The organism is Nocardioides dilutus, from assembly GCF_054779555.1.
Genome location: NZ_BAAGYA010000003.1, coordinates 167512 through 187324 on the forward strand (window position 1 = coordinate 167512; position 19813 = coordinate 187324).

General features: G+C 71.8%; 20 protein-coding genes. 17 read left to right on the forward strand and 3 right to left on the reverse strand.

The annotated features are described in order from the left end of the window. Positions 1-39 precede the first annotated feature (39 nt). Positions 40-297: an SHOCT domain-containing protein gene (locus tag ACYVC6_RS16555; protein ID WP_460715526.1), complete on the reverse strand. Its 258-nt coding sequence runs from the start codon at positions 295-297 to the stop codon at positions 40-42. 149 nt (positions 298-446) lie between these two features. On the opposite strand from ACYVC6_RS16555, the gene ACYVC6_RS16560 reads away from it, so the two are divergent. The 4 genes from ACYVC6_RS16560 to ACYVC6_RS16575 all read left to right on the forward strand — a co-directional run bounded on the left by ACYVC6_RS16560 (position 447) and on the right by ACYVC6_RS16575 (position 3542). After that, positions 447-1202 carry a response regulator gene (locus ACYVC6_RS16560; protein ID WP_460715527.1) on the forward strand — a complete coding sequence of 252 codons (756 nt, stop codon included), beginning with the start codon at positions 447-449 and terminating at the stop codon, positions 1200-1202. Next, positions 1199-2320, forward strand: coding sequence for a HAMP domain-containing sensor histidine kinase (locus tag ACYVC6_RS16565; protein ID WP_460715528.1), 1122 nt, complete (start codon positions 1199-1201; stop codon positions 2318-2320). The genes ACYVC6_RS16560 and ACYVC6_RS16565 overlap by 4 nt, the downstream gene beginning before the upstream one ends. Beyond that, complete coding sequence (locus ACYVC6_RS16570; RefSeq protein ID WP_460715529.1) at positions 2317-3126, forward strand: YwiC-like family protein; 810 nt, start codon at positions 2317-2319, stop codon at positions 3124-3126. The genes ACYVC6_RS16565 and ACYVC6_RS16570 overlap by 4 nt, the downstream gene beginning before the upstream one ends. A 134-nt stretch (positions 3127-3260) precedes the next feature. Then, the gene (locus tag ACYVC6_RS16575) at positions 3261-3542 is read left to right on the forward strand and encodes a hypothetical protein (RefSeq protein ID WP_460715530.1); all 282 of its coding nucleotides are present in this window, start codon (positions 3261-3263) and stop codon (positions 3540-3542) included. Between the two features lie 7 nt (positions 3543-3549). On the opposite strand, the gene ACYVC6_RS16580 is transcribed toward ACYVC6_RS16575, so the two are convergent. After that, a complete protein-coding gene (locus ACYVC6_RS16580) occupies positions 3550-4566 on the reverse strand; it encodes a zinc-dependent alcohol dehydrogenase family protein (protein ID WP_460715531.1) in 1017 nt (338 codons plus the stop codon). A gap of 92 nt (positions 4567-4658) precedes the next feature. On the opposite strand from ACYVC6_RS16580, the gene sulP reads away from it, so the two are divergent. After that, positions 4659-6386 (forward strand): sulfate permease, encoded by a 1728-nt coding sequence (sulP, locus tag ACYVC6_RS16585; RefSeq protein WP_460715532.1) that lies wholly within the window; start codon positions 4659-4661, stop codon positions 6384-6386. Between the two features lie 6 nt (positions 6387-6392). Here the strand turns inward: sulP and ACYVC6_RS16590 are convergent, their stop codons facing one another. Continuing rightward, positions 6393-7061 (reverse strand): TetR/AcrR family transcriptional regulator, encoded by a 669-nt coding sequence (locus ACYVC6_RS16590; RefSeq protein WP_460715533.1) that lies wholly within the window; start codon positions 7059-7061, stop codon positions 6393-6395. A gap of 141 nt (positions 7062-7202) precedes the next feature. Between ACYVC6_RS16590 and ACYVC6_RS16595 the strand changes: the two genes are divergently transcribed. From ACYVC6_RS16595 to ACYVC6_RS16650, 12 genes are all read left to right on the forward strand, one after another. Beyond that, positions 7203-8336 carry a VOC family protein gene (locus ACYVC6_RS16595; protein ID WP_460715534.1) on the forward strand — a complete coding sequence of 378 codons (1134 nt, stop codon included), beginning with the start codon at positions 7203-7205 and terminating at the stop codon, positions 8334-8336. Next, positions 8333-9289, forward strand: coding sequence for a fumarylacetoacetate hydrolase family protein (locus ACYVC6_RS16600; protein ID WP_460715535.1), 957 nt, complete (start codon positions 8333-8335; stop codon positions 9287-9289). Before ACYVC6_RS16595 ends, ACYVC6_RS16600 begins: the two co-directional genes overlap by 4 nt. After that, positions 9286-9639 (forward strand): DoxX family protein, encoded by a 354-nt coding sequence (locus ACYVC6_RS16605; RefSeq protein ID WP_460715536.1) that lies wholly within the window; start codon positions 9286-9288, stop codon positions 9637-9639. The genes ACYVC6_RS16600 and ACYVC6_RS16605 overlap by 4 nt, the downstream gene beginning before the upstream one ends. Further along, entirely contained in the window at positions 9636-11171 is a 1536-nt protein-coding gene (mhpA, locus tag ACYVC6_RS16610; protein ID WP_460715537.1) for a bifunctional 3-(3-hydroxy-phenyl)propionate/3-hydroxycinnamic acid hydroxylase MhpA, read from the forward strand. The genes ACYVC6_RS16605 and mhpA overlap by 4 nt, the downstream gene beginning before the upstream one ends. A 48-nt stretch (positions 11172-11219) precedes the next feature. Then, positions 11220-12134 (forward strand): patatin-like phospholipase family protein, encoded by a 915-nt coding sequence (locus tag ACYVC6_RS16615; protein ID WP_460715538.1) that lies wholly within the window; start codon positions 11220-11222, stop codon positions 12132-12134. 92 nt (positions 12135-12226) lie between these two features. After that, entirely contained in the window at positions 12227-12595 is a 369-nt protein-coding gene (locus ACYVC6_RS16620) for an ArsR/SmtB family transcription factor (protein WP_460715539.1), read from the forward strand. Then, positions 12592-13083 carry an NADH-quinone oxidoreductase subunit B family protein gene (locus ACYVC6_RS16625; protein WP_460715540.1) on the forward strand — a complete coding sequence of 164 codons (492 nt, stop codon included), beginning with the start codon at positions 12592-12594 and terminating at the stop codon, positions 13081-13083. The genes ACYVC6_RS16620 and ACYVC6_RS16625 overlap by 4 nt, the downstream gene beginning before the upstream one ends. After that, positions 13080-15152 carry a proton-conducting transporter transmembrane domain-containing protein gene (locus ACYVC6_RS16630; protein ID WP_460715542.1) on the forward strand — a complete coding sequence of 691 codons (2073 nt, stop codon included), beginning with the start codon at positions 13080-13082 and terminating at the stop codon, positions 15150-15152. Before ACYVC6_RS16625 ends, ACYVC6_RS16630 begins: the two co-directional genes overlap by 4 nt. After that, the gene (locus tag ACYVC6_RS16635) at positions 15149-16105 is read left to right on the forward strand and encodes a respiratory chain complex I subunit 1 family protein (protein WP_460715543.1); all 957 of its coding nucleotides are present in this window, start codon (positions 15149-15151) and stop codon (positions 16103-16105) included. Before ACYVC6_RS16630 ends, ACYVC6_RS16635 begins: the two co-directional genes overlap by 4 nt. After that, positions 16102-16776 carry a hypothetical protein gene (locus ACYVC6_RS16640; protein ID WP_460715544.1) on the forward strand — a complete coding sequence of 225 codons (675 nt, stop codon included), beginning with the start codon at positions 16102-16104 and terminating at the stop codon, positions 16774-16776. The genes ACYVC6_RS16635 and ACYVC6_RS16640 overlap by 4 nt, the downstream gene beginning before the upstream one ends. After that, positions 16776-18284, forward strand: a complete 1509-nt coding sequence (locus tag ACYVC6_RS16645) for a proton-conducting transporter transmembrane domain-containing protein (RefSeq protein ID WP_460715545.1) — start codon at positions 16776-16778, stop codon at positions 18282-18284. The genes ACYVC6_RS16640 and ACYVC6_RS16645 overlap by 1 nt, the downstream gene beginning before the upstream one ends. Further along, a complete protein-coding gene (locus ACYVC6_RS16650; protein WP_460715546.1) occupies positions 18281-19804 on the forward strand; it encodes a hydrogenase large subunit in 1524 nt (507 codons plus the stop codon). The genes ACYVC6_RS16645 and ACYVC6_RS16650 overlap by 4 nt, the downstream gene beginning before the upstream one ends. Positions 19805-19813: the final 9 nt, after the last annotated feature.

Here is a 19813-nt window from a genome sequence, read left to right on the forward strand (position 1 = left end):
TCGGACTCCTCGGGCTCTGTGGGATGCCGGGGGTCGCGGTCAGGGCGACCCCCGCAGGACCTGCTGGCGGGCGTGGTACTCGTCGGCGTCGATCTCGCCCCTGGCGAAGCGCTCGTCGAGGATCCGTTGGGGATCACGCGGGGCCGCTGGCCCGGAGGCCTGACCCTCCCGGCTCATCCCGCGGAAGAGGGCGATGATGCCGACGATCACCAGAGCCCAGAAGGCCACCATCACCAGGGTCATCATGATCCAGCCCCCGGCACCCATCCCGTCGTTCCAACCGTCGTTCCAGTCCATCATCTGAAGTCAGCTCCTCTCGCCTCACCACGACGATCCGCCCGGAACCCGGCGGGTGCGATGGTGGTCGTGTGAAGGTTCGCTGAAGAAGCCCGCCGCCGGCCTCGCGCCGGCCGGCTCCGGAGCGCTCGGCTGCCACCATGGATCCCATGTCGGACAGCTCACCTCCGCCTGCGGCGGGTCGCGCGTACGCCGGCACCGCGGCTGCTGGGATGCGCGCCCTGGTGGTGGAGGACGAGGTGGCGCTCGCTTCCCTCCTGGGCAGCTATCTCGAGCAGGCCGGGTTCGAGGTGACCGTGGCCCACGACGGTGAGGAGGCCGTGGAGCTGGCCCACCGTGTCGACCCCGACCTCCTGGTGCTGGACCTGGGGCTGCCGCGCCTGGACGGGGTGGAGGTGTGTCGCAGGTTCCGGACGTTCTCCGACGCCTACGTGGTCATGCTGACCGCCCGCACCGACGAGGTGGACACGCTCATCGGCCTGTCGGTGGGCGCCGACGACTACATGACCAAGCCCTTCAGCCCGCGCGAGCTGATGGCGCGGGTGCAGGCGATGCTGCGGCGGCCCAGGTCCTCGGCACGGGGGGACGAGGAGGCGGGGGAGAGTCGGAGCTTCGGGCCGCTGAGGATCGACCCCGTCGGCCGGGACGTGTGGCTCGACAGTGAGCCCGTGGCCCTGACCCGCACCGAGTTCGACCTGCTGGCCGCTCTGTCCCACCGGCCCCGGATGGCGTTCACCCGGCGCCAGCTCATCGACACGGTCTGGGGGCCGGCGTGGGTCGGGGACGAACACCTGGTCGACGTCCACATCGGCCACCTGCGCCGCAAGCTCGGGGACGACGCCGCGCAGGCCCGGTTCATCCGCACGGTCCGGGGAGTGGGGTACCGGATGGGACCCGGCGAATGAGCGCTCGCCCTCGCCGCCGGCGGCCCGGGTTCGCGACTCGGCTGCTGGCGGCCCAGGCACTGGTGCTCGTGGCCATGTCGCTGACCGCATGGGTCGTGGCGTCCGCGGTCGGGCCGGGGATCTTCCAGGACCATCTCCACCGGGCCGGCGTCGACCACACGCCCTCGGAGTCCCAGCACATCGAGGAGGCCTTCGCGTCGGCCTTGCTGCTCGCCCTGACCGCGGCGCTCCTCATCGCGATCGTCCTGGCCATGGTCGTGACCTGGTACTTCAGCCGCCGGACCCAGGCCTCGATCTCCCGGTTGGCCCAGGCCGCCGCGACGGTGGGCGCCGGGGACTACGGCTCCCGGGTCCCGCGACCCGGGCTCGGTGGGGAGTTCGACCAGTTCGCCGACACCTTCAACGCGCTGGCCGAGCGGCTCGAGGCGGTCGAGAGCACCCGCCGGCGGATGCTGGCCGACCTGGCGCACGAGATGCGCACCCCGCTGGCGACGCTCGAGGCGCACCTCGAGGCCCTCCAGGACGGGGTTCGTCAGCTCGACGAGGCGACCTTCGACGTCCTCAGCGGCAGCACCGAGCGGCTGCGACGCCTGGCGGACGACATCGGCGCGGTCTCCCGGGCGCAGGAGGGCGAGCTGGAGATCCACCTCGAGCCGACCGACCCGGGCGACCTGGTCGAGGCCGCCACGGGAGCCTGCGCGGACCGCTACCGCGGCGCGGGCGTCGACCTGAGCACGGACCTGGACGCCGAGCTCACCGTCCTGGCCGATCCGGCCAGGATGGGCCAGGTGCTCGCCAACCTGCTCGACAACGCGTTGCGGCACACGCCCGAGGGTGGCTCCGTGCAGGTCTCGTGTCACCGCACGGACCGCGGGGTCGAGATCGAGGTCAGCGACTCCGGTGAGGGCATCCAAGCCGCCCACCTCTCCCACGTCTTCGACCGGTTCTACCGGGCCGACCCCGCCCGCAACAGCATCAACGGCGGCAGCGGCATCGGCCTGACCATCTCCAAGGCGCTCGTCGAGGCCCAGGGAGGCGAGATCTCCGCCCACAGCGACGGCCCGGGGCTCGGGGCGAGGTTCGTCGTCCGCCTTCCTGATATCCAGGAGGGGAGATGAGGAACAACACCGCCACCGCTGCCCGCAGACCGGGCCACGAGGCTCGCAGGAGCGACCGCGTCCTGCCCGACCAGCACGGCGCCTGGGGGTTCCTGCTGCTGCCCGTGGTGCTTGGTCTGGTGGTCGGCGGCTGGTCCCCGGCGGTGCTCGCGCTGGTCGTGGCCTGGGTCGCCGCCTACCCGCTGACGTGGGCGCTGACCGGCACCCTTGCCGCGCCTCGGCCACAGCGGTTCCGGCGCGCGCTGGTCGTCTGGTCGGTCGTGGCCGTCCCGGCGGCGGTGGCCACGGTGGTCCTGCGGCCGTGGCTGCTCTACGTCGGCGCGGCGTACGTCGCGCTCTTCCTGGTCAACCTGTGGTTCGCCCGCCACCGGCGGGAGCGCGCGCTCGCCAACGACCTCCTGCTGGTGGTGGAGTGCACCGCGATGGTCCCCGTGGTGGCCGGTGTCGCCGCAGCCGGTGGTGGGGCCGTCCCGGTCTCGGTGATGACCGAGCCGGCCGTGCTGGTGCTCGCCCTGGCGTGTGCGCTCACCCTGGTCGGCTCCACCCTGCACGTGAAGTCCCTCATCCGGGAGCGACGCAACCCGCGCTATGCCCGGGTGTCCCGGTGGTTCGCCGTGGCGAGCGTCAGCGCCGTGGCCACGGCCGTCGCCGTCACCGAGGTGGGCTGGCCCCTGGTCCTGCCGTTCGTCGTCCTCGGCGGCCGGGCCTTCGTGGTCCGGGACCCGCGGATGCGGCCCGCGAAGATCGGCCTGGTCGAGCTCGCCTGCCTCATCCTGCTGGCGGTGTGCGCGTCTCTCGCCGTCTGATGTCCGCGGCCGCTGCTCGCTCGCAGCGCACGCCGGGGGACCGTCGTCCACACCCAGTGGGACCTTGGGCCCTGCCCGCGCGAGCTGGGCCGGACGAGGCTGGCCACAGGTCGACGACCGAGGAGGCAGACACGATGTCCGGAGGATCGCCTTACGACACTGGCGCACCGACCCTGGAGGTGCTCGTCTACCGCCACGGCCGGCTCTTGACCCGCGAGCTCTGCGAGAGCGAGGAGGACGCTGCCTCGGTCGCCGAGCGGTGGCGGGACGTAGCGGACGTCGCGGTGGTGGTCGACGACCTCTCGTCGAAGCACGGGCCTGACGACATCCTCGCGCCCGAGGAGCCCTTCCTCGCGGACAGCGAGGAGGGCCGCCCCATCGCGGAGGCGACGATGCCCGGTCTGGGGACCGAGTAGGCCCAGCTCAGCTCGCCCCCGTGATCACGACGGATCCCGTCACCAGCCCGGCCGCCAGGTCGACAAGGGCCTGGTCCACCTGGTCGAAGGCGTAAGCCGTCGTGCGGACGGCGAGGGGGAGGCGGGAGGCGAGCGCCAGGAGCTCCTCACCGTCGGACCGGGTGTTGGCGGTCACCGAGCGGACCGAGCGCTCGAGGAAGAGGTCGCGGTCGTAGTCGAGCTCCGGGATCGGGCTCATGTGGATCCCGGCCAGCGCCAGGGTCCCGCCGCGATCGAGGGAGCGGAGCGCGACCGGGACCAGGTCGCCGGCCGGCGCGAACAGGATCGCGGAGTCCAGGGGCACCGGCGGACGTTCTCGAGGTCCGCCGGCCCACGCGGCGCCCAGCTCCAGGGCGAGTGCCCGGGCACCCTCGCCACGGGTCATGACATGCACCTCTGCTCCCTGAGCGATCGCGATCTGTGCGGTGATGTGGGCGCTCGAACCGAAGCCGAGGATGCCGAGCCGGCCACCCGGTGGCAGCTGGGCCCGGCGTAGCGCCCGGTAGCCGATGATGCCGGCGCACAGCAGCGGAGCGACCCGCTCGTCGTCGATCGAGTCGGGCAGCGCGTAGGCGTAGGCGGCCGGCACCACGGCGTACTCGGCGAAACCGCCGTCCACGTCCCACCCCGTGTAGCGAGAGTCAGGGCAGAGGTTCTCCGCCCCGGTGCGGCACCAGCGGCAGGCGCCACAGGTGCGGTGGAGCCAGGCGATGCCGACCCGGTCGCCGGGCGCGAACCGGTCTGCGTCGGCTCCGCGATCGACGACGCGGCCCACGACCTGGTGGCCCGGCACCACCCCCGGCCGGCGGGGCTCGAGGTCGCCTTCGGCGAGGTGCAGGTCGGTGCGGCACAGGCCGCAGACGTCGACGTGCACCAGGATCTCGTCGCCGCCCGGCTCCGGGACCGGGCGGGCGCCGACTACGACAGGGCGCTCCGCCACGGGTCCGGGTCGCCGCACAGCCCATGAACGCATCGAGTCCGACATGCCACCTTCCTAACGCATGGTGGGGGTGTCGGGTGCGCCCCGCCGTTCGCCGTCTGACCACGTGGACGCAGTGCCACCGATAGCGTTGGCGGGTGCCTGGTCCGGACGCGAGTCGGCTGCTGCCCGGCCTTGCCCGGCTCCGGCGCTACGAACGCTCGTGGCTCCGCTACGACGTCCTGGCCGGCGTCACCGTCGCTGCCTACCTGATCCCCCAGGTGATGGCGTACGCGGAGCTGGCCGGGCTGCCTCCCGTCGTCGGGCTGTGGGCCATCCTCGGCCCGCTGCTCGTCTACGCCGTGCTGGGGTCGTCGCGGCAGCTGTCGGTCGGGCCCGAGTCCACGACCGCGCTGATCACCGCGGCCGCGGTGGGCTCGATCGCCGCCGGCGACCCGGACCGTTATGCCGCGCTCGCGGCGGCGCTGGCCCTGGTGGCCGGTGTGTGGTGCGTCGTGGGCTGGGCCGGCGGGCTCGGGTTCCTCGCGGACCTGCTGTCCAAACCGGTGCTCGTCGGCTACATCGCCGGCATCGCCGCGATCATGGTCGGCAGCCAGCTCGGCAAGCTCACCGGCATCGACGTCGACGCCGACTCGTTCTTCGCCGAGGTCGCCTACGTCGTCGGGCACCTGGAAGAGACCCATGGGCCGACCTTTGCCCTCGCGACCGCGGTGCTGACGCTGCTCCTGGTGGGGAGCCACCTGATGCCCCGTTCGCCGATGCCGCTGGTGGGGATGCTCGTGGCCGCGGCGACGGTCGCGGTGTTCGACCTCGAGAGTCGAGGGGTCGCCGTCGTAGGGCAGATCCCCGCAGGGCTGCCGACTCCTTCCCTGCCTTCGGTCTCCGCGAGCGACGTGGGGGCGCTGCTGCTCCCGGCGGTCGGGGTGGCGATCGTGGCCTACTCCGACAACGTGCTGGACGCGCGCCTGTTCGCGGCGCGCAACGGCTACGCCATCGACGGCAACCAGGAGCTGCTCGCCCTCGGTGCGGCCAACCTGGCGTCCGGTGTGATGCAGGGGTTCCCGGTGAGCAGCAGCGGCAGCCGCACCGCGATCGGTGACTCGCTCGGCAGCCGCAGCCAGCTGTTCTCCCTGGTCGCGGTGGCGGCGGTCCTGCTGACCGTGGTGTTCCTGCGACCCGTCCTCGCCGCGTTCCCGGCCGCCGCGCTGGGTGCGGTCGTGGTCTACGCCGCCACCCGCTTGGTCGACGTCGGGGAGTTCCGACGGTTCGGCCGGTTCCGCCGCAGTGAGCTCCTGCTGGCACTGACGACGACGGGCGCGGTGCTCACCTTCGGGGTCCTCTACGGCGTGCTGGTCGCGATCGGGCTGTCCATCCTCGACCTGCTGCGCCGGGTGGCGCGCCCCCACGACGGGATCCTCGGTTTCGCGCCGGGGATCGCCGGCATGCACGACCTCGACGACTACCCGGACGCGCAGGCGGTCGAGGGGCTGGTCGTCTATCGCTACGACTCACCACTGTTCTTCGCCAACGTCGAGGACTTCAAGCGGCGGGCGCTGGGCTCCGTCGACATCGCCGACACCCCCACCGAGTGGTTCCTGCTCAACGCCGAGGCCAACGTCCAGGTGGACATCACCGCGATCGACGCCCTCGACGAGGTGCGCGAGGAGCTCGACCGTCGAGGCATTGTCTTCGCGATGGCCCGGGTCAAGCAGGACCTGCAGGACGACCTGCGCCCGTCCGGCTTCCTCGACCGGGTGGGTGAGGACCACGTCTTCATGACGCTGCCGACAGCGGTCCAGGCCTACGTCCGCTGGTTCGAGGACGAGCACGGCCGGGCGCCGTCCGGGGCTCCGCCGGCGGCCTGAGCTGATTCAGGCTTGGGCCGCCGAGCCGTCGGCGCCGGCCACGGCCACCTCGGGGAGCGGCAGTGCGCAGATCCGCTGGGCCTGGCGGCGGGGGAGTCCGAACACGCGCAGCAGGTCCTCGGTGATCCGGTCCGTCGTCTCGTCGACGTCGCGGTCGGGCTGGTCGTGGAGCAGCTGGCCCAGCGCGATGAGGGCACCCGCGGCCATGGTCACGGCGACGTCGAGGTCGGTGACGTCGAAGCGCCCGGCCAGGGTGGCGGCCTCGATGTCGCGCCGCGCCCGGGGCGCCAGGCCGTTGGGCGCGCTCAGCAGCCGCAGTGCGTTGTTGAGCAGCACCTTGCTCAGCTCGGGCTCGCGCCGGTGGAGCCTGCCGGTGAGGCGGAAGCACGCGGCGAACACCTCGGCGGGATCCTCGATCGAGCCGGTCATCCGGTCGAGGAGCTGGCCGTAGGCGTCCATCACGGTCTCGATCGCCGCCTCGAACAGCTGCTCCTTGGTCTCGAAGTGGTTGTAGAACGAGCCCATCCCCACGTCCGCCGCCTGGGTGATCTCCAGGATGGGGACGTGGGTCCTGCCCTCGGCGATGAGCGTCTGGGCCGCCCGGATGAGAGCCGCGCGGGTCCGGGCCTTGCGTCGGTCGAGCCGGTTGCCGGGTGATGTCGGTGCGCTGGTCACGGCCGCTCCTCGGCGTTCTCGGCAGGTCGGTGGACCAGAGCATACCGCCGATGGTTCAGAAGTGACGGAATCTTCAACTTCTCTTGACTGAGCATCCGTTCGTAAGTGACGATATCGTCACTATCGATCCGAGGGGCACGGATGACCACACAGCACGGGACGCACAGCGACCTCCACAGCGAGCAGGGCGCACTGGCCGGCGAGCATCCCGGTCGCGCGAAGAACCCCGTCATCAAGGTCCACGACCTGGCCTGGCTCGAGTTCGAGAAGCCCGACCTGGCCGGCACCGAGCAGTTCGCCAGGGCCTTCGGGCTCACCCCCGTGAGCCGGACGGCCGACGAGCTCCAGCTGCGGGGGACCGACCCGGGCTCACCATGCGTCGTCGTACGTCGTGGCGCCCGGTCGAGGTATGTCGGCGCCGCGTTCCGAGCCGGGGACGCCGTGGACGTGATGCGCCTGGCCGACGCCACCGGTGCCAAGGTCGAGAAGCTCCCCGAGAGCATCGGCGGCGTCGTGGTCGACCTGACCGACCCCAGCGGGGTGCCGGTGCGGGTCGTGGCCGACACCCACGAGCTCGGCGCCCTTCCGGCGCAGCCGACGCAGGAGCTCAACTTCGGCCACGAGGTGCGCCGCGCCAACGCCACCAGGCGGCCACCGCTGGAGCCGGCGAGGGTCCAGCGACTGGGTCACGTGGCCCTGCAGACCCCGACCTACCTCCGGACGCTCGACTGGTACCTGGACCACCTGGGCCTGATCGTCAGTGACTTCAACTACTACGAGGGGCAGCGCGAGCGCGGCCCGACGATGAGCTTCATCCGCTGCGACCGCGGTGAGACCCCGACCGACCACCACACCCTGGCCATGGCGCTCGGGCCACGGAACAAGTACCTCCATGCGGCGTTCCAGGTGGCCGACCTGGACGCGCTCGCCGCGGGTGGGGAGTATCTCCGCGAGCGCGGCTTCCGGCGCTCGTGGGGGATCGGCCGGCATATCGAGGGCAGCCAGATCTTCGACTACTGGCGCGACCCCGATGGCTTGCTCGTCGAGCACTTCACCGACGGCGACCTCTTCGACTGCACCCTCGAGCCCGGCTGGGCGCCGATGCGGGCCTCCGGCCTGGCCCAGTGGGGGCCGCCGGCGACCAGGAACTTCCTCGGGCTGACGCCCCCCGAGGCCCTGCGAGACCTGGCGTCGTTCGCCCGCGGCGTGCGACGCGACGACAACGAGTTCGACCTGACCCGCCTTCGCGGCCTCCTGAAAGTAGCCACCTCATGAGTCTCACAATCCTGCGCACCGCCGACGACTGGTGGGTCCGCACCCCGCGGGGTGCCGCCCGGATCGCCACCGATGCCGTGACCACCGGCGAGCTGCTCGCCGACCCCGAGGCGATCGAGGCCGCCCGGGGGAGCAAACAGGTGGTCGACCCCGTCACCCTCGACCTCGTCTCGCCGGTGACCGCGCCCTGCCGGGTCGTGGCGCAGATGACCAACTACGCGAGCCACGTGAAGGACGCCGGGCTCAAGCCCGAGAGCATCCCGTTGACCTTCTTCCGCAAGTCCTCGGGTTCGGTCAGCGGACCGTATGACGACATCGTATGTCCCGACCACGTCCGTTGCCTTGACTACGAGGTGGAGATCGGCCTGGTCATGGGGCGCGAGGTCCCGGTGGGCACTGAGGTCACCGAGGAGGGCTGGACCTCGTTGGTGGCCGGCCTGGTGGTCACCAACGACGTGTCGGCACGCGACGTCCAGCTGCCGAAGACGCAGTTCTACGAGTCCAAGTCCTACCCGACCTTCACTCCGGTGGGGCCCGCCCTGGTGCTGCTCGACGACGACGAGCTCAAGCGGTTCGGCGATCTGCGCCTGCGGCTATGGGTCAACGGCGAGCTTCGGCAGGACGCGGTCGTCGACGGGGACATGATCTACTCCCCGCTCGAGGCGCTCCAGGCGCTCACCCGGTTCCAGCGGCTCGACGCGGGTGACCTGCTCCTCACCGGTACGCCGGTGGGCACCGCGCTGAGCGCACCGCCCAAACCGGTGGAGCTCGTCGCCAGGTTCCTCCCGACCGCGCTGAAGTGGAGGCTCTTCTTCGAGCGCCAGGCCCAGAACCCCAGCTATCTCAAGCATGGCGACGTCGTGGAGATCGCGGTCGGCACCGACGACGGCGCCCTCGACCTCGGCCGCCAGCGCACCGTCGTGCGCAGTGCGACAGCGACGGAGAAGTCATGACCGCAGCACCCATCCTCGCGGTAGTCCTCGTGGTCGCCTTCGTGCTCCTGGGCTCGGCCAAGCTGGCCGCCCTCCCCTCCATGCGCGCCCGCGCGGCGCACGTCGGGTTCAGCGTGGACGCCTACCGCCGCATCGGCGTGCTGGAGATCCTGGCCGTCGTCGGCATCCTCGTCGGCGTGGCCGTGCCCATGGTCGGGGCCCTCGCGGCGACCGGGCTGGTCCTGCTGCTCGGAGGCGCCGTGGTCACCCACCTCCGCAACGGCGACGCCGTCCGTGAGGTGGTTCCGGCCGTCGTGCTCGGGATCGTCGCGGCGGTCTACGCCGGGCTGATATTCGCGGGGCTCCGATGACCGCGTCGAACGAGCGAGGGGCCGAGCCGGTCCCGGTCGTCATCGTGGGTGCCGGCCCCGTAGGTGTCACCGCAGCCACCCTGCTCGGGCAGTACGGCGTCGAGTGCCTCGTCCTGGACCGGTGGGACGGGGTCTACCCCCAGCCGCGCGCCGTCCACGTGGACGACGAGGTGCACCGGATCCTTGCCCGGGTCGGCGTCGGCGAGGAGTTCGCAGCCCTGTCACGCCCGACCCGGGGCCTGCAGCTGGTCGACCGGGACCACCGGGTCATGGCCGTCTTCCATCGCGAGGGGGACGCCGGCCGGCACGGCTTTCCGCAGGCGAACATGTTCGACCAGCCGGAGCTCGAGCATCTGCTGCGGGTGAACCTCAAAGACCAGCCGACCGTCACCCTCCGCGGCAACGTCGACGTCTCCGACGTCGCCCAGGACGGTCACGGACGGGTGCGCGTCGACTTCACTGACCGGCTCAGCGGCACTCATGAATCCGTCCTGGCGACGTACGTCCTCGGCTGCGACGGCGCCAACAGCGTGGTCCGCGGGGCGATCGGCTCGACGATGAGGGACCTGAGGTTCGAGCAGCGCTGGCTGGTCATCGACGTCGCGAGCGAGGTCGAGCTGGACCAGTGGGACGGGGTGCACCAGGTCTGCGACCCCGGCCGGGCTGCGACCTACATGCGCATCGGCGCCCACCGCTACCGGTGGGAGTTCCGGCTGCTCGAAGGAGAGACCGCGGCGGACTACGAGTCGGTCGATGCCCTGCTGCCGTTGCTCGACCCGTGGGTCCGGGGCGTGCCGCAGCAGGCGCTGGAGCTGGTCCGGGTCGCCGAATACACGTTCCGCGCCCAGATCGCCGACCGCTGGCGCGACCGCAACGTGTTCCTCCTCGGCGACGCCGCCCACCTCACTCCACCCTTCGTCGGGCAGGGCCTGTGCGCCGGACTGCGTGACTCGATGAACCTGAGCTGGAAGCTCGCCGGAGTCCTCTCGGGGGACCTGCCCGACTCGGTGCTGGACTCCTACGAGTCAGAGCGCAAACCGCATGCGCTGGCGATGATCAGGCTCGCCAAGCTCATCGGCGCGGCGATGACGCAGGGCGGCCGGGCGGGCAACGCCTTGAGGAGGCTGGTCGCGCCGCGGATGCACCTGCTGCCGGGAGTGCGCGACCGGATCCTCGACAGCGAGACCCCACCTCTTCATCGGTGCGAGCTCGTGCAGCGCGCCCGGTTCGCCAGGTCCCTGGCCGGTCGGCTCTGCCCCAACGCCTTGCTCGAGGACGGCCGCCGGCTGGACGAGGCGGCGGGGGCCGGCTTCCTGCTGGTCACGACCGCCGCACCCAGCGGTGAGCAGCGGCATGGGCTCGCCGAGCGGGGGACCCGCGTCCTCGAGGTCGGCCCGACCTCGGCGCTGGGCGTCTGGCTGACGAGCGGCCGGGCCGCTGCCGCCCTGGTGAGACCCGACGGCACGGTGATGCAGGCGGGCCGAGACCTGGACGCGCTGACCAGGGTCGCCCCCCGCTTCTCCGGGTGCTGAGGGGCGGAGCACGTTCCGCCGGCACTCGTCGTCGGCGAGGATGACGGCATGGCCCGCGTCGCTGTCGTCCTCGGTTCGGGTGGAGCGCGTGGATACGCACACCTGGGCGCGGTCCAGGAGCTGCGCGACCGAGGACACGAGATCGTCGCGGTGTCCGGCACGTCGATGGGGGCGCTGGTGGGTGGCTTGGTCGCGGCCGCCCGGGAGAAGGACTTCGTCGCCTGGGTGGAGTCGCTCACCCAGCCACGCGTGATCCGGCTGCTCGACCCGGCCTGGACCGGCGCGGGCGCGGTCTCCCTCAACCGGCTGATCCGCACCCTCGAGGAGATGGTCGGCGACGTCCTCATCGAGGATCTGCCGATGCCCTACACCGCCGTGGCGACGGACCTGGTGGCCCGGCGGGAGGTGTGGTTCCAGCAGGGCCCGCTGATCCCGGCGATCCGGGCCTCTATCGCCATTCCGGGCCTCTTCACACCGGCCGTCATCGGGGGCCGGGTGCTGGTCGACGGTGGTCTGCTGAACCCGCTCCCGCTGGACCCGACCGCGGCCGCGGCGGCCGACTTCACCTTCGCGGTTTCCCTCCAGGGCCCCCGGGAGCCGCACGAGCCGGTGTCCCCGGCGCGTGGACTGGCAGTCCGGCCGGCGGAGTGGGCGATGGACCTGCGGCGGCGCTTCGGGCGAGGGGATGCCGGCGCTGAGAACCAGTCGGACGAGGAGGCCGTCCCGGGCGACCCGCACCGATCGGGGCCGGACCCCGAGATGCGGACCTCTGAGGTGATCTCCCAGTCCTTCGACGCAATGCAGAGCCTCATCACGCGCTACCGCCTGGCCGCCCTGCCGCCCGACGTCCTGGTGACCGTGCCGCTGAGCGCGGCCAGGACGCTGGACTTCCACCGGGCCGTGGAGCTGATCGACCTGGGCCGAAACCTGGCGGCCGCGGCCCTCGACGACGCGGGCCGCTGACGTCCGGACCTCCTCCCGGCCCGGCAGCATTGACTGATACAGTAGTTTCAAACTTCTGCAATCGCTCATCTGTGAACCCTGGGAGAGATGCGATGACGACCCCGCTGCATCAGCTGAAGGCGGAGTTCTTCAAGACGCTGAGCCACCCCATGCGGATCCGGGTGCTCGAGCTGCTGAGCGAGGGCGAGCACTCGGTGGGCGCCCTCCTCAGCAACGTGGACGCCGAGGCCTCGAACCTGTCCCAACAGCTGGCGGTGCTGCGCCGCTCCGGTCTGGTGACCACGCGCAAGGAGGGGTCGTCGGTCTACTACTCGCTGGTCAGTCCGCAGATCGCGGAGCTGATGGCGGTGGCGCGCTCGATCCTGACGAGTGTGCTGTCCGAACAGGCCGACATCCTGACCACGCTGCAGACCGATGCCCGGGCGTCCCGGGGAAGCCAGATCCGTCGAGGCAGCCGGTGAGCGGTCTGCTCCGGCTGATCCGCACCACCGGACGCATCGCGGAACCCGCCCTGGACCGGCCGGAGGTAGCGCCCGGGCTGCGCTCCACGGCGGAGGTGTTCGGGGGCTCGATCCAGGTCCGGCACGTGGATGCGGGGTCCTGCAACGGATGTGAGATCGAGATCGGCTCGGCCTTCGGCCCCGTCTACGACCTCGAGCGCTACGGCGTGCGGCTGGTGGCCTCGCCCCGCCATGCCGACGTGCTGTTGGTGACCGGACCGGTGACCCGCAACATGGTGGACCCGCTGATCAAGGCCTACGAGGCGACGCCGTCGCCGAAGCGGGTCGTCGCCCTGGGCGACTGCGCCCGCGACTGTGGGGTCTTCGCGGGGGCCTACGGCGTGCAGGGTGCCGTCTCCGACTTCATCCCCGTGGACCTGACCGTTCCGGGCTGCCCTCCCGAACCGGAGGTCATCATCAGTGCGCTTCGCCAGCTGACCGGTCGATGAGCCTGATCGGTCTCGGCCTGCTGCTGGTCGCCGGTGCGTCGGCGGCGGCTCTGGGGAGTGCGCTCCTCGGGTCCACCCGGCGTCGGGCCGGGGCGACCGGCGCCCTGACGTGCGTGGTCGGCGTCGGGGGCCTGCTGGCAGGGGTTGCCGCCCTCGGCGGTGAGACGTGGACCGGGACGGCGACGCATCTGCTGCCGCTGAGCGCCGCGGTGGTCGCAGTCGACCCCTTGTCGGGGCTGTTCATGGCCGTGGTGGGCGGCGTGGCCATCGCCACCGGGACCTACAGCGTCGGCTACCAACACCCGCCCGGGCACGAGGCCGGGCAGGAGACCGGGCAGGCCGCCGGCGGCGCCGGGTCGAGGACGGCGCAGTCAGCGCTCCCGATCTTCGCGGCGACCATGGTGTTGGTGCCCGCGGCGGGCAACGTGACCACGTTCCTGGTGGCCTGGGAGCTGATGGCCGTGGTGTCCCTGGTGCTGGTGCTCGCCGAGCACCGGTCGCGGCCCGAGGTCGGTGTCGCCGGGGTCTGGTACGCCGCGATGACGCATGCGGGCCTGGTCGCCATCCTGCTCAGCCTGGTGATCCTGTCCAACGCGTCCGGTGACGAGTCGTTCGCCGGGATGCGCGCCGCCGCCGCAGAGCTGTCGCCGAGCACGCAGTCACTGGTGTTCCTCCTCGCGTTCGCCGGGTTCGGGTCCAAGGCCGGTCTGGTGCCGCTGCACGTCTGGCTGCCGCGTGCTCATCCCGAGGCGCCGAGCTATGTCTCGGCGCTGATGTCCGCGGCCATGGTCAACCTCGGTCTGTACGGCGTACTGCGGGTCGGCTTCGACCTGCTGGGCGGCGGCCCGCGGTGGTGGTGGCTCCTGGTGCTGGCCGTGGGCGTCGTGTCCGCGCTCTACGGCGTCCTGCAGGCCGGGGCGGCCACTGACCTCAAGCGCCTGCTGGCCTACTCGACGACCGAGAACCTCGGCCTGATCTTCATCGCGGTGGGGGCCGCGGGGATGTTCGCGGCCACGGGCGACGCCCCGCTGGCGAGTCTGCTGATGATGGCCGCGGTGCTGCACACCGTGAACCACGCGGCGTTCAAGACGCTGCTGTTCCTGGGTGCGGGGGCCGTCCTGCGCAACACCGGCCTGCGAGATCTGGACAAGATGGGCGGCCTGGCCCGCCGGATGCCCGTGACGGCCGTGCTGTTCGGGTTCGGCGCGCTGGGGGCCTCGGGACTCCCTCCGGGCAACGGCTTCGTCTCGGAGTGGCTGTTGCTGCAGGGACTGATCCACAGCCTGTCGGCGTCCGGCGAGCCGGACGCGGCGGTGGCGATCGCGATGCCCGTGGCTGTGGGCGCGGTGGCGCTGACCGCCGGACTAGGCGTCGCGATGTTCGTCAAGGCGTTCGGGGTCGGCTTCCTGGCCAGGCCGCGGTCCGAGGAGGCGGTGGCCGCCACCGAGGTGCCGCGCACCCTCCGGGCGGGCATGGGGCTCGCGGCGCTGACCATCGCGGTCCTGGCGCTGGCCCCGCTCGCGCTCGTCCGGTCGCTGGAACGGCTGTTCTCGACGATGCCGTCGATCGGTGAGCGGGAGCCCGTCCGTGGCGCGGTGGCCCTGGAGCTGTCGGGGATCACCGGGTCGATGTCTCCGGTCCTGATCGCCCTCGGGCTGGCGGGAGGCGCGGTCCTGGTCGCGCTGCTCGTGCGTCTCTCGGGCGGGCGACAGAAGCGTCGGGCCGCCCTGGTCTGGGGCTGTGGTGGCACCCGGCTGAGTCCGCGCATGCAATACACGGCGACGGCGTACGCCGAGCCGCTGACCCGGGTCTTCGACGACGTGCTGCGGCCCGAGAACGACATCGACGTCACCCACCACGTCGAGTCGCGCTATCTCGTCGAGAGCGTCCGCTACCGGCAGACGGTGTCCGACCGCATCGAACACCGGCTCTACCCGCCGTTGCTGACCGCGGCGAACCGCTGGGCCGACGTGGCACGGCGCCTGCAGAACGGGAGCCTGCACCGCTACCTCGCCTACGGCCTGGTGGGCCTCCTCATCGTGCTGATCGCCGTGGGGGTGACGGCGTGAGCAGCAGCACGGCATGGTCGGTTGCGGGAGTCGTCGTCCAGGTGGCGGTGGTCGTGGGCGGCGCCCCGCTGCTGGTGGCCCTGATGCGACAGGTCCGGGCGCGGCTCGAGGGCCGCGTCGGCGCCGGCCTGGGGCAGCCGTGGCGCGACCTGCGCAAGCTGCTGCGCAAGGAGCCCATCGCGCCCGAGGGCTCGACCATGGTCTTCACCGCTGCGCCGGCGGTGGCCTTGAGCTCGTTGTTGCTGATCTCGGCGGCCGCACCGTTCCTGGGGACGACGTCCCCGCTCGACGGCGTGGCGGACCTCTACGCGGTCGTCTCGCTGCTCCTGGTGGGCTCGATCGCGCTGGCCCTGGCCGGTCTCGACACCGGGTCGGCGTTCGGCGGCATGGGGTCGAGCCGGACGGTAACCGTCGCGGCCCTGGCCGAGCCGACCCTCCTGGTCGCCGGCTTCGCCCTGTCCGTCAGGGTCGGATCATCCAACCTGGCGAGCCTGGTCGAGCACGGCCAGCGCGAGCCGAGCGCGATCCTGTCGCCGGCGGTCCTGCTGGCTGCGGTCGCCTTGTGGATCGTGGTGGTCGCCGAGGCCGGCCGACTACCCGTCGACAACCCGTCGACCCATCTCGAGCTCACGATGATCCACGAGGCGACGATCCTCGAGTACGCCGGCCGGGACCTGGCCGTGGTTGAGCTGGGCTCGGCGGTGCGCCTGACGATCCTCCTGGGTCTGTGGGCAAACCTCTTCCTGCCCTGGGGGGTGGCCACGTCAGCGGGCCCGGCTGCGCTGGCCGTCGGCGCGGCGGTGTTCGTCCTGAAGGTCGGCGTGCTCGGGGTCGTGCTCGCGGCCGCCGAGGTCTTCATGGCGAAGTGGCGCCTGTTCCGGGTGCCGGAGCTGCTCGCCGGCTCCTTCCTGTTCGGCGTCCTGGCCGTCTCCTCCTCCTTCTTCCTCGCATGAACGGCGAGCTTGTGTCATCCGACCTGTACGCGCAGCTGCTCTACCTGCTGTGCGGCGGTCTGCTGCTCTCCTCCGTCCTGATGCTGTGGCGCCGACAGCTGGCCGCGCTGATCGGCCTACTGGCAGTTCAGGGTGTGCTCCTCGCAGGAATGGCCGCGCTGCTCGGCACCCAGGCCGGTGGTGTGGAGCTCTATGTGGTGGCTCTCGGAGTCCTCGCCCTCAAGGGCGTCGCGCTGCCCGCTGTTCTGCGTCGTGCCCTCGCCGACAGCGGTGCGGCCCGCGAGACCCAACCGCTGGTCAACGTGCCCGCCTCCCTCCTCGCCGCCGCCCTGCTGACCCTGACGGCCTACGCCGTGAGCCAGCCCCTCGTCGAGCTCGACCCGACGCCGACCACCCATGCCGTGCCCGTCGGCATCGCGATGGTCCTGCTCGGGTTCTTCATGCTCGTCACCCGACGTCGAGCCCTGTCCCAGGTGGCCGGGTTCCTGCTGCTGGACAACGGCATCGCCGCCACGGCGTTCCTGGTGACCTCGGGCGTGCCGGTCATCGTCGAGCTCGCCGTCTCCATGGACCTGCTGCTCGTCGTGCTGGTCCTCCAGGTGCTCACGGCCCGGCTCGTGGCGACGTTCGGTGACACCGACCTCGACGAGCTCAGAGAGCTGAGGGACTGATGGCTTCGGGGCGGCTCGTCGAGCTCGTGGTCATGGGGGCTCCGCTCACCGCACCGGTCGTGGCCGGCGTGGTGGCGCGGGCGCGCCGCGAGCCCAGCCGTGCCGCGGCCTGGGTGACCGTGGCCGCGGCCGCGGCGATCCTGGTCAGTGGGGTGTGGGCGGCGACGCTCACGGTGGACGGAAGCAGCTTCACCGCGGGCTCGGTGCTGCGGGTCGACGCGCTCTCCGCGGTGATGCTGGTCGTGATCGGGTCGGTCGGGGTGATCGCGACCTGGGCCAGCGTCACGTTCATGGACTCCGAGCTGGCGTCCGGCGAGGCGACCGGACCTGAGGTCCGGCGCTACGCGACGCTGGTGCCGGCGTTCCTGGCGGCGATGGTCCTCGCGGTGCTGGCCAACAACCTGGGTGTGCTCTGGGCCGCGGTGGAGGCGACGACGATCGTCACCGCGTTCCTCGTCGGTCACCGGCGCAGCCGCGGCTCGGTCGAGGCGACCTGGAAGTACGTGATCATCTGCTCGGTGGGGATCGCCCTCGCCTACCTCGGCACGATCCTCGTCTACTACGCGGCCCGACAGACCAGCATCCCGGAGCACGAAGCGCTGGACTGGAGCCAGCTCGCCGCCCACGCCCACGAGCTCGATCCAGGCGTGATGCGGATCGCGTTCGCCCTGCTGCTGCTGGGGTTCGGCGCCAAGGCGGGCATGATCCCGCTCCACAGCTGGCTGCCGGATGCGCACAGCCAGGCCCCGGCTCCGGTGTCGGCCCTCATGTCGGGCGTGCTGCTCCCGGTCGCGGTCTACGCGCTCATCCGCTATCGAGTGATCGCCGTCGGCGCCCTGGATCCGGACTTCGTCCGGTCACTCCTGCTGGTGGTCGGGTTGGGTTCCTTGGCGCTCGCCACGTCGCTGATCATCGCCCAGCGCGACTACAAGCGGTTGCTTGCCTACTCGAGCATCGAGCACATGGGGCTGATCGTGATCGGGCTGGCCATCGGCACCCCGCTGGCGATCGCCGCGGGTCTGCTGCACATCCTGGGACACGGCCTGGGCAAGGCCGTGCTCTTCTGTGGCGCGGGCCAGGTGCTGATCTGCGAGGGGACCAGCAGGATCGCGGGGGTCCGCGGCCTCCTGGCCAGGCAACCGGTGCTGGCGGGCACCTTCGGCCTCGGCTTCCTGGCGCTCCTGGGGCTGCCGCCGTTCAGCCTCTTCGTGAGCGAGCTCGGGCTGGCGCGCGCCGCGGCCGACGCAGGCCTGGGCTGGGTGATCGGAGCGGCCCTGGCCATGCTCGTGGTCGTCTTCGTGGCCATCGCCGCGCACCTGGGGCCGATGATCCTCGGGTCCGGGTCCGGGTCCGGCTCAGGAGCCACTGGCCGCGTCGCCGGTGTTGCAGCGGCCTCGGGCACAGCTCCGCTCGTCGTCGGCCTCCTGGTGCTGGCGGTGCTGGGCGTCGTGGCGTGGCCCGTCGACCAGGTGCTGGACGCGGCGAGCCTGATCGGAGGCACCCCGTGACCCCACCGCCCGTCCGTGCCACCGAGCAACGCCGCTACCGCGACCGGCGCCAGATCGAGGTCACTGCCAAGACTCTCGCACCGCAGGCTCAGGCCCTTCTGGCGCAGGGGTTCCGTCTCGCCATGACGGCGGCTCACGAGGACCTGAACCGCTTCCGAGTCGTCTACGTCTTCGTCGCGGCCCGACCCGACCGACGGGTCGAGCTCGTGCTGCCCACGGCACACGCAGCCCCCGAGGTGCCCAGCCTCGCCGGCCTCTCCTACCCGGCCGGCCGTTTCGAGCGCGAGATGAGGGACCTGCACGGCGTGACTCCGCTCGACCATCCGCTCCCGCACCGGTTGGTGCGGCACAACCACTGGCCGCGCGGCTGGTACCCCATGCTCCGCGACGCCGGGCCGCCCCCGCCCTTCGGCTCGACCGAGGAGCCCTACCCGTTCCTCACCGTCGAGGGCCCGGGCGTCTACGAGATCCCCGTCGGCCCCATCCACGCCGGCCTGATCGAGCCGGGGCACTTCCGTTTCTCCGTGGTGGGCGAGACCATCCTCAAGCTCAAGGCCCGCCTGTGGTTCGTCCATCGCGGCATCGAGAAGCTCGCCGAAGGCGTCCCCGTGACCGACGTGGTCCCGCTGGTGGAACGGGTCTCGGGTGACACGGCCGTCGGGCACACGCTGGCCTACTGCCTCGCCGTCGAAGAAGCGCTCGACTGGCCGGTCCCGGCGCGGGCGAACATCACCCGGGCCGCCCTCCTCGAGCTGGAGCGCCTCTACAACCACGTGTCCGACATCGGCGCCCTGTGCAACGACGCGGGCCAAGGACTCCTGAACACGCACGCGCTGCGCGTCCGGGAGCGGTTGCTGCGGATCAACGGACGCGTCGCCGGACACCGGCTGCTGCGCGGCGCGGTCTTTCCCGGGGGAGCGCGCGTGCGAGAGCTGCCGTCGGCGACCGAGCTCGAGGAGGTCGCCCGTGACGTCGCCGAGATCGTGGACCTCGCGCTGGGGCACAGCGTCGTCCACGACCGCTTCAGCGGGACGGCGGTCCTCTCCGCGCAACAGGTCACCGACATCGGGGTGGTCGGCCCCGCCGCCCGCGCCAGCGGCGTCGACATCGACGCCCGCCGCGACCATCCCTTCACCCCGGCCACGGCGGGCCTGACGGTGGTCACCGAGACCGGCGGGGACGTGATGGCGCGGTTCCTGGTGCGCGCGGCGGAGGTCCAGGCCTCGGTCGCCCTGCTCACGCAGCTGCTCGAGGACCGGGGTCCCGGCGAGATCGCCAGCGGCATGCCCACCTATCGGGGGCAGTCGGCCTCGGGGGTGGCCCTGGTCGAAGGTTGGCGCGGCACCATCGCCCACCGTGTCGAGGTCGACCGGGCGACGTGCGTCAGCCGGCTCAAGATCGTGGATCCGTCGTTCTTGAACTGGCCCGCGCTGCCCGTTTCGCTGGTGGACACCATCGTCCCGGACTTCCCGCTGACCAACAAGAGCTTCAACCTCTCCTACGCCGGCAACGACCTGTGAGGCACCGCT